The organism is Streptomyces lienomycini, from assembly GCF_027947595.1.
Classification (GTDB): domain Bacteria; phylum Actinomycetota; class Actinomycetes; order Streptomycetales; family Streptomycetaceae; genus Streptomyces; species Streptomyces lienomycini.
The window spans coordinates 6908742-6922536 of the sequence record NZ_CP116257.1 but is presented as its reverse complement, the minus strand read 5'-3'; the positions used below and the strand labels follow the sequence as shown (position 1 = coordinate 6922536).

At 72.5% G+C, this 13795-nt stretch carries 12 protein-coding genes and 1 pseudogene; 6 read left to right on the top strand and 7 right to left on the bottom strand.

Annotated elements, in window-relative coordinates:
- Window positions 1-149 precede the first annotated feature (149 nt).
- The 3 genes from BJ961_RS31610 (at window position 150) to BJ961_RS31600 (ending at window position 3789) form a co-directional block, all read left to right on the top strand.
- On the top strand, window positions 150-1946 hold the full coding sequence (locus tag BJ961_RS31610; RefSeq protein ID WP_271416190.1) for a DEAD/DEAH box helicase: 1797 nt from the start codon (window positions 150-152) through the stop codon (window positions 1944-1946).
- 326 nt (window positions 1947-2272) lie between these two features.
- Window positions 2273-2932: an IclR family transcriptional regulator gene (locus tag BJ961_RS31605; protein WP_271416189.1), complete on the top strand. Its 660-nt coding sequence runs from the start codon at window positions 2273-2275 to the stop codon at window positions 2930-2932.
- Window positions 2933-3009: 77 nt separating this feature from the next.
- Window positions 3010-3789: a YlbL family protein gene (locus tag BJ961_RS31600; protein ID WP_271416188.1), complete on the top strand. Its 780-nt coding sequence runs from the start codon at window positions 3010-3012 to the stop codon at window positions 3787-3789.
- Window positions 3790-3817: 28 nt separating this feature from the next.
- Here the strand turns inward: BJ961_RS31600 and BJ961_RS31595 are convergent, their stop codons facing one another.
- From BJ961_RS31595 to BJ961_RS31575, 5 genes are read right to left on the bottom strand one after another with little or no spacing between them, the layout of a single operon-like run.
- Window positions 3818-4786, bottom strand: a complete 969-nt coding sequence (locus tag BJ961_RS31595) for a glycine betaine ABC transporter substrate-binding protein (protein WP_271416187.1) — start codon at window positions 4784-4786, stop codon at window positions 3818-3820.
- Entirely contained in the window at window positions 4783-5673 is an 891-nt protein-coding gene (locus tag BJ961_RS31590) for an ABC transporter permease (RefSeq protein WP_271416186.1), read from the bottom strand. The genes BJ961_RS31595 and BJ961_RS31590 overlap by 4 nt, the downstream gene beginning before the upstream one ends.
- Window positions 5670-6956: a betaine/proline/choline family ABC transporter ATP-binding protein gene (locus BJ961_RS31585; protein ID WP_381161269.1), complete on the bottom strand. Its 1287-nt coding sequence runs from the start codon at window positions 6954-6956 to the stop codon at window positions 5670-5672. The genes BJ961_RS31590 and BJ961_RS31585 overlap by 4 nt, the downstream gene beginning before the upstream one ends.
- Window position 6957: 1 nt before the next feature.
- The gene (locus BJ961_RS31580; RefSeq protein ID WP_271416185.1) at window positions 6958-7605 is read right to left on the bottom strand and encodes an ABC transporter permease; all 648 of its coding nucleotides are present in this window, start codon (window positions 7603-7605) and stop codon (window positions 6958-6960) included.
- Window positions 7606-7634: 29 nt separating this feature from the next.
- Window positions 7635-8126, bottom strand: coding sequence for an Lrp/AsnC family transcriptional regulator (locus BJ961_RS31575; protein ID WP_271416184.1), 492 nt, complete (start codon window positions 8124-8126; stop codon window positions 7635-7637).
- 126 nt (window positions 8127-8252) lie between these two features.
- Here BJ961_RS31575 and hppD point away from each other — a divergent pair, with 126 nt between their 5' ends.
- A complete protein-coding gene (gene hppD / locus BJ961_RS31570; RefSeq protein ID WP_271416183.1) occupies window positions 8253-9398 on the top strand; it encodes a 4-hydroxyphenylpyruvate dioxygenase in 1146 nt (381 codons plus the stop codon).
- A gap of 29 nt (window positions 9399-9427) precedes the next feature.
- On the opposite strand, the gene BJ961_RS31565 is transcribed toward hppD, so the two are convergent.
- Window positions 9428-10864 (bottom strand): tetratricopeptide repeat protein, encoded by a 1437-nt coding sequence (locus BJ961_RS31565; RefSeq protein WP_271416182.1) that lies wholly within the window; start codon window positions 10862-10864, stop codon window positions 9428-9430.
- A 91-nt stretch (window positions 10865-10955) separates the two neighbouring features.
- Here BJ961_RS31565 and BJ961_RS31560 point away from each other — a divergent pair, with 91 nt between their 5' ends.
- Window positions 10956-12413, top strand: coding sequence for an FAD-binding oxidoreductase (locus tag BJ961_RS31560; protein WP_381159155.1), 1458 nt, complete (start codon window positions 10956-10958; stop codon window positions 12411-12413).
- A 16-nt stretch (window positions 12414-12429) separates the two neighbouring features.
- Here the strand turns inward: BJ961_RS31560 and BJ961_RS31555 are convergent, their stop codons facing one another.
- Window positions 12430-12918 carry an SsgA family sporulation/cell division regulator gene (locus BJ961_RS31555; RefSeq protein WP_271416180.1) on the bottom strand — a complete coding sequence of 163 codons (489 nt, stop codon included), beginning with the start codon at window positions 12916-12918 and terminating at the stop codon, window positions 12430-12432.
- Between BJ961_RS31555 and BJ961_RS36085 the strand changes: the two are divergent.
- Window positions 12862-13296, top strand: a pseudogene (locus BJ961_RS36085) (hypothetical protein); the annotation flags it as partial. The gene BJ961_RS31555 and the pseudogene BJ961_RS36085 overlap by 57 nt on opposite strands.
- Between the last annotated feature and the right edge of the window lie 499 nt (window positions 13297-13795).

Here is a 13795-nt window from a genome sequence, read left to right as displayed (position 1 = left end):
GGGCCGCCGTGACGTCCGGGGCGGGCCGCTGTGACGTCCGTCCCACCCGGGGGTGACCCGACCCCGTGCGCGCGTCGATCGCCTCGGCCCGCCGGTAGGGTGGCCCGGTTGTCATACGTGGCCGAGCCGCTCTACCCCCTTCGGAGACCGTGACTACCACCGCCAGCTCCAGCACCTCGCACCACCTGTCCCCGGCCTTCCCCGGCCGTGCCCCCTGGGGCACCGCCGGCAAGCTGCGGGCCTGGCAGCAGGGGGCGATGGAGAAGTACCTCCAGGACCAGCCCCGGGACTTCCTGGCCGTCGCCACCCCCGGTGCCGGAAAGACGACCTTCGCGCTGACGCTGGCGTCCTGGCTGCTGCACCACCACGTCGTGCAGCAGGTGACCGTCGTCGCGCCGACCGAGCACCTGAAGAAGCAGTGGGCCGAGGCCGCGGCGCGGATAGGGATCAAGCTGGACCCCGAGTACAGCGCCGGGCCCCTCAGCCGCGAGTACCAGGGCATCGCCATCACCTACGCGGGCGTCGGCGTGCGCCCCATGCTGCACCGCAACCGCGTCGAGCAGCGCAAGACCCTCGTCATCCTCGACGAGATCCACCACGCCGGTGACTCCAAGTCCTGGGGCGAGGCCTGCCTGGAGGCGTTCGAGCCCGCCACCCGCCGCCTCGCCCTCACCGGCACGCCCTTCCGCTCCGACACCAACCCGATCCCCTTCGTGGCGTACGAGGAGGGCAACGACGGCATCCGCCGCTCCGCCGCCGACTACACCTACGGGTACGGCTCCGCCCTCGCCGACGGCGTCGTGCGTCCCGTCATCTTCATGAGCTACAGCGGCAACATGCGCTGGCGCACGAAGGCGGGCGACGAGATCGCCGCCCGGCTCGGCGAACCGATGACCAAGGACGCCGTCAGCCAGGCGTGGCGCACCGCGCTCGACCCGCGCGGCGAGTGGATGCCGGCCGTGCTGCGCGCCGCCGACCAGCGGCTGACCGAGGTCAGGAAGGCCATCCCGGACGCCGGGGCGCTCGTCATCGCCGCCGATCAGGACTCCGCCCGCGCCTACGCCAAGCTGATCCGGGAGATCACCGGCGACAAGGCCACCGTCGTGCTGTCCGACGACACCGGCGCGTCCAAGAACATCGACGCGTTCAGCGGCAGCACCGACCGCTGGATGGTCGCCGTCCGCATGGTGTCCGAGGGCGTCGACGTCCCCCGCCTCGCCGTCGGCGTCTACGCCACCACGATCTCCACCCCGCTCTTCTTCGCCCAGGCCGTCGGCCGCTTCGTACGGTCCCGGCGGCGCGGCGAGACCGCCTCCGTGTTCCTGCCCACCGTGCCCGACCTGCTGACCTTCGCCAACGAGATGGAGCGCGAGCGCGACCACGTCCTCGACAAGCCCAAGAAGGAGGGCGAGGAGGACCCCTACGCCGAGTCCGAGAAGGAGATGGACGAGGCGAACCGGGAGCAGGACGAGGACACCGGCGAGCAGGAGCAGTTCTCCTTCGAGGCCCTGGAGTCCGAGGCCACCTTCGACCGGGTCATGTACAACGGCGCCGAGTTCGGCATGCAGGCCCACCCCGGCAGCGAGGAGGAGCAGGACTACCTCGGCATCCCCGGCCTGCTGGAACCCGACCAGGTCCAACTCCTCCTCCAGAAGCGGCAGGCGCGGCAGATCGCGCACAGCCGCAGGAAGCCCGACGAAGACGCCGACCTGCTCGAACTGCCCGCCGACCGCCGCCCCGTCGTCTCCCACAAGGAGCTGATGGAACTGCGCAAGCAGCTCAACACCATGGTCGGCGCCTACGTCCACCAGAGCGGCAAGCCGCACGGCGTCATCCACACCGAACTGCGCCGCGTGTGCGGCGGACCGCCCAGCGCCGAGGCCACCGGCGGCCAACTGCGCCAGCGCATCGCCAAGGTGCAGGAGTGGGCGACGCGGATGAAGTGACCGCGCGGGGCGCGGAGTCCGGTCCGCGCGCGCGATCCGTACACGATGCGTACGCGATACGTATCGGGACAAACACAGGCAGTCGATAACGGTTGGCGCCCGGATTCTGGACGGAGCCTTCCGCTGAGCGGACCTGGTCGTTACTGTCCCGCTACGCACACGCCCCGTGGCAGCGCCGCCGCGGAGCGCAGCCGTGAAGCGACTGGGCCCGCGACAATGCCGGGCCGTCAGCCGATCGGCGGCCTCTGAAGCGCGTCACTGACGGGACTCGGTGACGCATACCCCGCGAGGAGGGCCGCCGACCTCACCACTAAGGAGTGGGCGTCGTGACCGCGGAGACCTCTCAGACGCTCGACCGGGGACTGCGGGTCCTCAAGCTGCTGGCCGACACCGACCACGGGCTGACCGTCACCGAGCTATCCCACAAACTGGGCGTGAACCGGACCGTTGTGTACCGGTTGCTCGCCACGCTGGAGCAGCACGCACTCGTACGCCGTGACCTGGGCGGCCGCGCCCGCGTCGGACTCGGAGTGCTGGGCCTGGGCCGCCAGGTGCACCCCCTGGTCCGCGAGGCGGCGATGCCGGCGCTGCGCTCGCTGGCCGAGGACATCGGGGCGACGGCCCACCTCACCCTGGTGGACGGCGCGGAGGCGCTGGCCGTGGCCGTGGTGGAGCCGACCTGGACCGACTACCACGTCGCCTACCGCGCGGGATTCCGGCACCCCCTGGAGCGGGGCGCCGCGGGCAAGGCGATCCTGGCCGCCCGCCAGCCGCCCCAGCCCGCGGGCGAGCCCGTGGACGGGTCCGGCTACACCCTCACCCACGGCGAACTCGAGGCCGGCGCCTGCGGAGCGGCCGCCCCGCTGCTCGGCGTGACGGGCGTGGAGGGCAGCGTCGGCGTGGTCATGCTGGCCGACGTCGTCCCCGAGCGCGTGGGCGAACGCGTGATGCACGCGGCCCGGGAGGTGGCGGAGGCGCTGCGGTGACCTCCCGCCGCGCGCGCCGATACCGGCGGGCCCCGGGCGTCCGAGCCGCCGGGACGGCGCCACGTTAGATTGACTCCGTGCTCTCTCGTCTCACGCGCCCCCAGTTCCTCGCCGTCTGCGGCCTTCCCGTCGCGGCGCTGCTCGCGACCGCCGTATTCGCGCCGCTGCCGTTCTCCGTGGCGCAGCCGGGGCTCACGGCCGATGTGCTGGGCGAGAACCAGGGGGCCGAGGTGATCACCGTCAGCGGGGCGCCGACGCACGCCACCAGCGGTCAGCTGCGGATGACGACGATCGAGGCGACCGGACCGGACGCCGACATCCACCTCGGCGACGTGCTCGGCAGCTGGTTCGACACCGACCGGGCCGTGATGCCGCGCGACGCCGTCTACCCGAGCGGCGACGACGTCGGCGAGATCGAGGAGTACAACCGGGAGCAGATGGAGGAGTCGCAGGACTCGGCCACCACGGCCGCGCTCCGGTACCTCCGGATGGACGGGGACGGCGTCGACGTCAAGCTCCGCCTGGAGGACGTCGGCGGCCCCAGCGCCGGGCTGCTCTTCTCGCTCGGCATCGTCGACAAGCTCGGCCCCGGTGATCTCACCGGGGGCAAGGTCGTCGCGGGCACCGGGACCATCACCGACGACGGCAAGGTCGGCGCCGTCGGCGGCGTGCCGCTCAAGACGCAGGCTGCCCGGCGGGACGGGGCCACCGTCTTCCTGGTGCCGAAGGCGGAGTGCTCGGACGCGCGGGCCGAGCTGCCGAAGGGGCTCCGGCTGGTGCCGGTCACCACCCTCAAGGGCGCGGTCGACTCGCTCAAGGCACTGCGGAGCGGCAAGGGCGACGTCCCCGCCTGCTGACCACCGCGGGCCCGGACCGGACCGCCCGCTACCCCTCCTTCACGAAGCCCCTCTCCTTCATCCAGTCCAGCGCCACCTGATGCGGGTCCTCGCCGTCCACGTCGACCTTCGCGTTCAGGGTCTGCGCGACGTCGTTGGTCAGGGCCCTGGTGACCGGGTCCAGGACGGAGGCGATCGCGGGCCACTTCTTCAGCGTCGCCGTGCGCACCATGGGCGCCGCGTTGTAGTTCGGGAAGAACTTCTTGTCGTCCTCCATCACCACCAGGTTCATGGACTTGATCCGCCCGTCGGTGGTGTACACCTCGCCGTACGTGCAGGCGCCCTTCGCGGTCTGGGTGTAGATGATGCCGGTGTCCATCTGCGTGATGTTCCGCGCCGGGATGTCCATCCCGTACGCCTTCTCCAGCCCCGGCAGCCCGTCCGCGCGGTTGGCGAACTCGCCCTCCACGCACAGCGTCACCGCGCCCGGGTCGGACTTCGACAGGGCGGTGACCTCCGAGAGGGTCTTCGTCCGGTACTTCTTGTAGTTGGCCTGGTTCATGGCCAGCGCGTACGTGTTGTTCAGGCGGGCCGGCGGCAGCCAGGTCAGGCCCTTCTTCGCGTCGGCCTCCTTCACCGCCTTCCACTGCTGCTCCGGGTCGGGGATCGGCTTGCTGTGCCCCAGGTAGGTGATCCAGGCGGTGCCCGTGTACTCGTAGGTGGCGTCGGCGTCGCCGTTCTCCACCGCCGCGCGGGTGCCGACGGAGCCCTGGATGCCGGTGCGGTCGAGCACCTCCGCGCCCGCCGCCTCGAAGGCGATGCCCATGATCGCGCCCAGGACCAGCTGCTCGGTGAACTCCTTGGAGGTGACCGTCAGATCGGCCCCCTCCAGCGGTTTGCCCTTCCCGATGCTGCCCGGCTCCACGTCGTCGACCATCGGCGAGCCGCTGGTCAGACCGCACCCGGCGGGGGCCGCCAGGAGCACGGCGGCCAGCGCCAGGCAGGTACGGCGCCTCATGTGCCCACCTCCAGTCCCCGCGGGCGCAGCAGCAGTTCGGCCAGCGACGCCAGCCAGTCCACCAGCAGCGCGAGGGCGACGGTGAGGATCGAGCCCAGCACCAGCACCGGCATGCGCTGACTGGTGATGCCGGTGGTGATGAGCACGCCCAGGCCGCCGCCGCCGCCGAAGGTCGCCAGCGTCGCCGTACCGACGTTCAGCACGAGGGCCGTGCGCACGCCGGCCAGGATGAGGGGGACGGCCAGGGGCAGTTCCACCCGGGTGAGGACGCCCAGCGGGGACATGCCGATGCCGCGGGCCGCCTCCAGGAGCGTCGGGTCGTTCGCCTTCAGGCCGGCGATGGTGTTGGAGAGGACGGGCAGGACGGCGTAGATGATGATGCCGATCAGGGCGGCCCTGCGGCCGATGCCCAGCCAGATCACCAGCAGCGCCAGCAGACCGATCGCCGGGGTCGCCTGGCCCATGTTGGCGAACGCCATCGCGAACGGCGTGGCCTTCCGGAACGCCCCGCGGGTCAGCAGGATGCCCAGCGGGATCGCGATGATCAGCACGAAGAAGGTGGAGATCACCGTGAGCTGCACGTGCTGCCACAGGGCCTTGGTGACCTGGCCGTTGCCGAGGGCGTTGCGGCTGAGCGCGTCCAGGTCGGCCGCGCGGAACCACAGCCAGGTCGCCAGCAGTACGGCGATCAGGGCCACGGGCAGGAAGGTCAGCTTCCGCCAGCCGACCCGGGACCCGGCCGCGGCCGGGGGCGGCGGGGGAGCACCGTCCCCTTCCTCGTCGTCCCGCTCGTCCCGCTCATCACTTCCGTCCCGGAACGCGAGCCCCTTGACCTCGTGCTCGCCCGCGGGACGGCGGCCGGGGGAGGGCCGGGAGGAGCCGCTCACGCGCGGCCCCCGACCCCGCCGAAGCCCTCCTGCTCGCTCTGCGTCTGCCCGGCCTGGGTCTCCTCGAGGTCGTGCTGGTGCTCGAGGGCGTCGAGCCGGTCGGCCTCCAGCAGTTCGTGCACGGAGTTCATCAGCGTCTCCATGTCGACGACCCCCTCGTACGCGCCGCGCCGCCCGGTGACCGCGACCCGCCCCGCGTTGTCGGTGAGCACCGCCTCCAGCGCGTCCCGCAGCGTCGCGTCCCGGGTCACCGTGTCGTGGACCAGCGTCCCGGCCCGCGCCAGTGAGCCCTTGGCCCGCATCAGGTCGCCGCGCCGCAGCCACTTGTAGGGGCGCCCGCGCCGGTCCAGGAGCAGGATCTCGTTGGTGCCCGACTCCCGCAGCCGGGCGAAGATGTGCTGGAGCGGGTCCTCCACGGTCACCGTCGGGTAGTCGGTGATGCCGACGTCCCGCACGCGGGTCAGGTTCAGCCGCTTGAGGGCCGCGCCCGCGCCCACGAAGCCGGAGACGAAGTCGTCCGCCGGGTTGGTGAGGATCGCCTCCGGGGTGTCGAACTGCGCGATGTGGGAGCGTTCGCGCAGCACCGCGATCCGGTCGCCGATCTTGATCGCCTCGTCGAAGTCGTGGGTGACGAAGACGATCGTCTTGTGCAGTTCCCGCTGGAGGCGGATCAGCTCGTCCTGGAGGTGGTCCCGGGTGATCGGGTCGACCGCGCCGAACGGCTCGTCCATCAGCAGCACCGGCGGATCGGCCGCCAGGGCCCGCGCCACGCCCACCCGCTGCTGCTGGCCGCCGGAGAGCTGGCGGGGATAGCGGTTGTGGAACTCCCCGGCGTCCAGGCCGACCAGGTCGAGCATCTCCTCCACCCGGGAGCGGATGCGGGACTTGGACCAGCCGATCATCTTCGGCACCAGCGCGATGTTCTGGGCGACGGTCATGTGCGGGAAGAGACCGGAGGACTGGATCGCGTAGCCGACCTTGCGGCGCAGCTTCACCGGGTCGATGTCGGTGACGTCCTCGCCGTTGATGCGGATGCGTCCGCCGCTGGGCTCGATCAGCCGGTTGATCATCTTCAGGGTGGTGGACTTCCCGCAGCCAGAGGGGCCGACGAAGATGACCGTCTCACCGGCCTTGATCTCCATCGACACGTTCTCCACGGCGGGCTGCGGGTTGCCCGGGTAGACCTTGGTGAGGGCCTCCAGCTCGATGGTCGCCCCCGTGGCACCGCCCGCACCGCCCGCACCGCCGCGGTCGTCCGCCCCGGCGGCACCGACCTGACCGATCTCAGACACGGATCCCCCTAGGAATGGTCAGCCGTCCCAGCAGCACGTACGCCGCGTCGAACAGCAGGGCCAGGACGATGATGCCGAGCGTGCCCGCGAGGACCTGGTTGAGCGCGTTCTTGCTGCCCAGCGAGGCGATCCCGCGGAAGATCTCGTTGCCCAGGCCCGGCCCCGAGGCGTAGGCGGCGATCGCCGCGATGCCCATCAGCATCTGCGTGGAGACCCGGATGCCGGTCAGGATCGGCGGCCAGGCCAGCGGCAGCTCCACCCGCAGCAGCCGCGCCGGACGCGACATCCCGATGCCCTTGGCCGCGTCCACCAGCGCCGGGTCGACCCCGCGCAGCCCGACGATCGAGTTCCGCACGATCGGCAGCAGCCCGTACAGGGTCAGCGCGGTCACCGTCGGCGGCACGCCCAGGCCGACGATCGGGATCAGCAGGCCGATCATGGCCAGCGACGGGATGGTGAGGATGGCCGACGTGGACAGGGTCGCCAGGTTCCCCGCCCAGTCGCTGCGGTAGGTGACGACGCCGATCAGCACCCCGAGCAGCGTCGCCACCACCATGCACTGGAAGACGGCGCTGGCGTGCTGGTAGGCGTCGGCGAGCAACTGCTGGTGGCGGCTGCCCAGGAAGTCCCAGAAGTTCACGTCCGCTCACCTCCGGGATCGGGCCCGCCTCAGTCGTGTCCGCCGCTGTCCTCGGCCGCCTGCTCCACCAGCGGGATGATCCGCAGCGGAACGGGATTCTCCATGACGATCGCCGTGGCGGCCCGGACGATGCCATCAAAACCGACAACCCGGTCGATCACCCGCTGGAGGTCGGCGTTCGAGCGGGCCACGAGCCGGCACAGCATGTCGCCGGTACCGGTCGTGGTGTGCAGCTCCAGCACCTCCGGCACCGTCGTCAAGTGCGCCCGCACGTCGGCCCCTTGGCCCTGCCGGATCTCCAGCGTGGCGAACGCGGTGACCGGGTAGCCGAGGGCCGCCGGGTCCACTTCCGGACCGAAGCCGCGGATGACTCCGTTCGACTGAAGCCGGTCCAGCCGCGCCTGCGCGGTGCCGCGCGCCACCCCCAGCCGCCGGGACATCTCCAGCACCCCGATCCGCGGCTCCCGCGCCAGCAGACCGATGATCCGCCCGTCCAGCCGGTCGATCCCCTTGCCCGCCACCGTCCACGCCCTCCCGGCTGGTCATCCTGTACAGATCGCCCGCCCCGACCGGCCCGCCACTGGTCAGAGTGCCCACTGAAAACGCAAACTATTGCGCACCTTGCGGACACGGGAGAACCTGCGGCTATGACGCAGACCACACACCACACTCCCGACACCGCCCGGCAGGCCGATCCCTTCCCGGTCAAGGGAATGGACGCGGTCGTCTTCGCCGTGGGCAACGCCAAGCAGGCCGCGCACTACTACTCCACCGCCTTCGGCATGAAGCTGGTCGCGTACTCCGGACCGGAGAACGGCAGCCGGGAGACCGCGAGCTACGTCCTGGAGAGCGGCTCCGCCCGCTTCGTGTTCACCTCGGTGATCAAGCCCTCGACCGACTGGGGCCGCTTCCTCGCCCAGCACGTCGCCGAGCACGGCGACGGCGTCGTCGACCTCGCCATCGAGGTCCCGGACGCGCGCGCCGCCCACGCCTACGCCGTCGAGCACGGCGCCCGCTCGCTCGCCGAGCCGCACGAGGTCAAGGACGAGCACGGCACCGTCGTCCTCGCCGCCATCGCCACCTACGGCGAGACCCGGCACACCCTCGTCGAGCGCTCCGGCTACGACGGCCCGTACCTGCCCGGGTACGTCGCCGCCAAGCCGATGGTCGCCCCGCCCGAGCAGCGCGTCTTCCAGGCCGTGGACCACTGCGTCGGCAACGTCGAACTCGGCCGCATGAACGAGTGGGTCGGCTTCTACAACAAGGTCATGGGCTTCACGAACATGAAGGAGTTCGTGGGCGACGACATCGCCACCGAGTACAGCGCGCTGATGTCCAAGGTGGTCGCGGACGGCACCCTCAAGGTCAAGTTCCCGATCAACGAGCCCGCGGTCGCGAAGAAGAAGTCCCAGATCGACGAGTACCTGGAGTTCTACGGCGGCGCCGGCGTCCAGCACATCGCGCTGAACACCAACGACATCGTGGCGACCGTCCGCGCGATGAAGGCGGCCGGCGTCGAGTTCCTGGACACCCCCGACTCGTACTACGACACGCTCGGCGAGTGGGCCGGCGAGACCCGGGTGCCCGTCGACCTCCTGCGCGAGCTGAAGATCCTCGTCGACCGCGACGAGGACGGCTACCTGCTGCAGATCTTCACCAAGCCGGTCCAGGACCGTCCGACCGTCTTCTTCGAGATGATCGAGCGCCACGGCTCCATGGGCTTCGGCAAGGGCAACTTCAAGGCCCTCTTCGAGGCGATCGAGCGCGAGCAGGAGAAGCGCGGCAACCTCTGACCCGCGCGGGTGCTGTCCGCACCCAGGTGCTAGTCGGGCGGGCCCTCCACCGGGGGCTCGCCCAGCTCCGTCAGCGCCCGCTTCGCCTCCGGCGCCCGCAGCGGCGAGAAGTACGGGTTGATCGCCAGCGCCTCCCCGAGGTGCCGCCGCGCGGGCCCGGACCGCCCCAGCCCCTGCTCGATCGCCCCCCGGTGGAACACGTACAGCGCGCTGCGCACCCCGCCGCCCTTGTCGCCGTCGGTGGCGAGCGTCGCGAACTCCAGGGCCTCCTCGTCCGCGCCCGTGCGGTGCAGCGCCCAGCCCAGCGCGTCGGCGACCGCGGTCCCCGGCTGCCGCCCCCACTCGGCCCGCAGCAGGCGCACCGCCTCGGCCGGGTCCCCGTGGTCCGCCTCCAGCCGCCCCAGCACCAGCGCCTCGTCCGCCCCGGCCTCCTCGGCACCCCGCGCCCGCTCCCGCAGCAGGTCGTACTCCACCCGCGCCGCCTGCCCGAGGTCCAGCGACTCGTACAGCTCGCCCAGCTCCAGGGCGTACTCCGGGCCCGGCCGCTTGGCCAGCGCCGCCTGGTACGCCGACAGTGCCTCCGTCGTGCGGCCCAGCGCGGCCAGCGCCCGGCCCTGCCCGGCCTGCGCCGCCCGCTGGTCGGGGTCGGTGCGCAGCGCCTCCTGGAAGAACCGCAGCGCCTCCTCGCGGTCCCCGCGCTCGAACGCGAGGCGTCCGGCCTGCTCCAGGTACGCCGCCCGCTCGGCCGGAGCCCCGGCCGACGCCGCCGCGTCCGAGATCCGGGCCGCCGCGTCCTCCCGCCAGCCCCGGTCCCGGTAGACGGCCGCGGCCAGCGCGCCGACGGCCGCGGTGCCCGGCCGCAGCGCCATCACCTTGTCCAGGGCCCGGCCCACGCCCTTGTGGTCGCCGAGCCCGGTGTACGCGTCGACCAGCACCGCGTGCGCCGTCCACCGCTTCGGCGCCGCCTTCACCGCGCTCTCGCCCCACTTCCGCGCCGCCGGGAAGTCCCGCCGGGCCACCGCCAGCGCCGCGAGCCCCTCCAGGGCCTGCGGGTTGCGCTTCGGCCCCGTCTTCAGCGAGGTGCGCAGCGCCTCCTCCGCCTTCGGCCAGTTCGCGCCGTCGGCCGTCCGGCGGCCCTGCTCGACGTAGGCCGCGCCGAGGACCGCCCACGACGCCCCGTCCAGCGGATGGGCCCGCAGATGGGTCTCCCGGTCGCCGATCAGCGCCGCCAGGTCCGGCAGCGCGGCCGGTACCCCCGTGGTGACCGCCCCGCGCGCCAGCGCCGCGGGCCCCGGCGCGGGCGGGGGAGCGTCACCGGCTCCCCGGGGGAGCAGCACCAGGACCCCGCCGAGTACGGCCGCCCCGGCGACGGAGGCGATCAGCACCCGGCGCCCGCGCCGCGACCGCCGCCCGGATGCCGGTACCTCGCCGTGTTCCCGCCGGGTCCGCCTCTCCATGACCTCCATGGCGCTCACTGTGCGCCAATACGACGATCACACCAGGCAGGCGGCGGGTGCCGTCGACGGGGTTCACACCGATGGCCGTGGATGCGAGCCTTTGATCATGAGCCGTATCGAAGCGCCTCGCGACGAAGACGACGCAGCCGCGACGGTCAACCGCACCGGCGACCGGAGCACCCCCGGCGACCGGAGCACCCTCGTCGACCGGCTGCTCGCCGCACTGCCCGCCGGATCCGTCCTCACCGACCCCGACGTCACCGCCTCCTACGCCCACGACATGGCGAGCTTCTGCCCGGCCGGCGCCCCCGCCGCGGTCGTCCTGCCGCGCACCGTGGAGGACGTCCAGCACGTCATGCGCACCGCCACCGAACTGCGCGTCCCGGTGGTCCCCCAGGGCGCCCGCACCGGCCTGTCCGGCGCGGCCAACGCCACCGACGGCTGCGTGGTCCTCTCCCTGACCAAGATGGACCGCATCCTGGAGATCAACCCGGTCGACCGCGTCGCCGTCGTCGAACCGGGCGTCGTCAACGCCGCACTCTCCCGCGCGGTGAACGAACACGGCCTCTCCTACCCTCCCGACCCCTCCAGCTGGGAGACCTGCACCATCGGCGGCAACATCGGCACCGCCTCCGGCGGCCTGTGCTGCGTCAAGTACGGGGTGACCGCCGAGTACGTCCTCGGCCTCGACGTCGTCCTCGCCGACGGCCGCCTGATGTCCACCGGCCGCCGCACCGCCAAGGGCGTCGCCGGATACGACCTCACCCGGCTCTTCGTCGGCTCCGAGGGCTCCCTCGGCATCGTCGTACGGGCCGTCCTGGCGCTGCGCCCCCAGCCGCCCGAGCAGCTCGTGCTGGCCGCCGAGTTCGCCTCGGCGTCCGCCGCCTGCGACGCGCTCTGCGCGATCATGGAAGGGGGACACGTCCCCTCCCTCCTCGAACTGATGGACCGTACGACCGTCCAGGCGGTCAACGACCTCGCCCACATGGGCCTCCCGGAGACCACCGAGGCACTCCTGCTGGCCGCCTTCGACACCACCGACCCGGCCGCCGACCTCGCCGCCGTCGGCGCCCTGTGCGAGGCCGCGGGCGCCACCCAGGTGGTCCCGGCCGAGGACGCGGCCGAGTCCGAACTCCTCCTCCAGGCGCGACGGCTGGCCCTCACCGCCCTCGAAGCCGTCAAGGGCACCACCATGATCGACGACGTGTGCGTGCCGCGCTCCCGGCTCGGCGAGATGCTGGAGGGCATCGAGCGGATCGCCGCGAAGTACGGCCTCACGATCGGCGTCTGCGCCCACGCGGGCGACGGCAACACCCACCCCACCGTCTGCTTCGACGCCTGCGACCCGGACGAGTCCCGGCGGGCCCGCGAGTCCTTCGACGAGATCATGGCCCTCGGCCTGGAGCTCGGCGGCACCATCACCGGCGAGCACGGCGTGGGCGTCCTGAAGAAGGAATGGCTGGCGCGGGAGATCGGCCCGGTGGGCCTGGAGATGCAGCGGGCCGTCAAACAGGTCTTCGACCCGCTGGGCATCCTCAACCCGGGCAAACTCTTCTGACCCGGGCCGCCCGCCCTCACCGGGCGAGCAGCTCGGCCAGCCCGTCGTCGATGCCGAGCTGCCCGCCCTCCGTCCCCGGCGGCACCGTCCGCAGGGTCCGCTCCAGCCAGGCCGACACCTGCGGGGTGGGCGCCTCCAGGAGGGCGTCGCCGTCCGGGCTGCTCAGCGCGATCAGTACGACGCTGCGCCCCTCGGCCTTCGACGGCCACACCCGCACGTCCCCGTGCCCGGACGGCCGGAAGACGCCCTCCACCAGGAGATCGCGGGCGAACGTCCAGTGCACCGGGTGGCCGGAGTCGATGTGGAAGGCGATGTGGACGGCGCAGGGGTCGTCGCTGCGGTAGCCGAGCCGGGCCGGCACCGGGACGCCGTACTCGGGCGACACGATGAGCCTCAGCTCCAGTTCGCGTTCCACGACGGTGACGGTGGGACCGTGGGGGCCGGTGGGATGGGTGGGGCTCTCGGAATGTGTGGGACCGGTGGAGCCGGTGGGGTCGGGGTGCATGGCGCGGGGGTTCCTCTCTCACTCCTCGTACGGTCCGTGCGGGCCGTGCGGGCGTCCGGAACGGGCCCGCACGAGGGAGAGCGGTCGAAGCCGCGAGCATTACGCGGGTTCGCGGAACTGTTTCCCGACCCCCGTTCCGGGCTCGACTCTGTCCCGGGGGTGAAGGTCCTTGCACGAGGTTGCCCGGAAAGGGGCGGGTCCTGCGGGACCGGCGGTGCGGATTGCGCCCGTCTGATAGATGTTGAGGCCCCCTATCAACCCCCGAGCAGATACGGGACGACGGACATGAGCGCCCCAACCCCGGCCCCCGGTGACGACAGGCCCCGCGAAGGGTATTACCCGGACCCGTCCATTCCCGGATATGTCCGGTACTGGAACGGCGTCTCCTGGGTGGCGGGCACCAGCCGGCCCGCCCCCAAGGACGGCGAGCCGCTCGCGGCTCCGCCCGGCGCGCGGCCCTCCGTCGAGGAGACCGGCCCGCACTTCTTCGACGAGGACCCGGTCGAGGACCCGCCGCCCGCCACCGGTTCCCAGCACGGCAGCCATCCGGAGCCCGCCGCGGCCTGGGGCGCCGACCGCTCGGGCCCCTCCGGCCCCGCCGACGCACCGGCCCGGCAGGTCGCCTGGCCCGGCCCGGCGCGGGGCGCGGACCCGAGGGTCCCGCACGCCCGGCAGGCGGGGCTGCCCGCCGACGGCGCCGCCGGTGATCCCCGCGCCGAGGCCGCGGGGACCGCCGCGGCGGCCGGTGGGACCGGTGAGGGACGGTCCCCTGGTGGACCCGGTGGACCCGGTGGACCTGGTGGACCCGGTGGACCTAGTGGATCCGGTGGACCTGGTGGACCCGGTGGGCCGGCCCGTGCCGCCTCCGTGGACCCGG

Excerpts from the sequence above, each read along its gene's own strand:
- BJ961_RS31595 (WP_271416187.1), bottom strand. The coding sequence starts at position 4,786 with ATGAGGCGCCGTACCTGCCTGGCGCTGGCCGCCGTGCTCCTGGCGGCC.
- hppD (WP_271416183.1), top strand. The coding sequence starts at position 8,253 with ATGACGCAGACCACACACCACACTCCCGACACCGCCCGGCAGGCCGAT.
- BJ961_RS31565 (WP_271416182.1), bottom strand. The coding sequence starts at position 10,864 with ATGGAGGTCATGGAGAGGCGGACCCGGCGGGAACACGGCGAGGTACCG.
- BJ961_RS31555 (WP_271416180.1), bottom strand. The coding sequence starts at position 12,918 with ATGCACCCCGACCCCACCGGCTCCACCGGTCCCACACATTCCGAGAGC.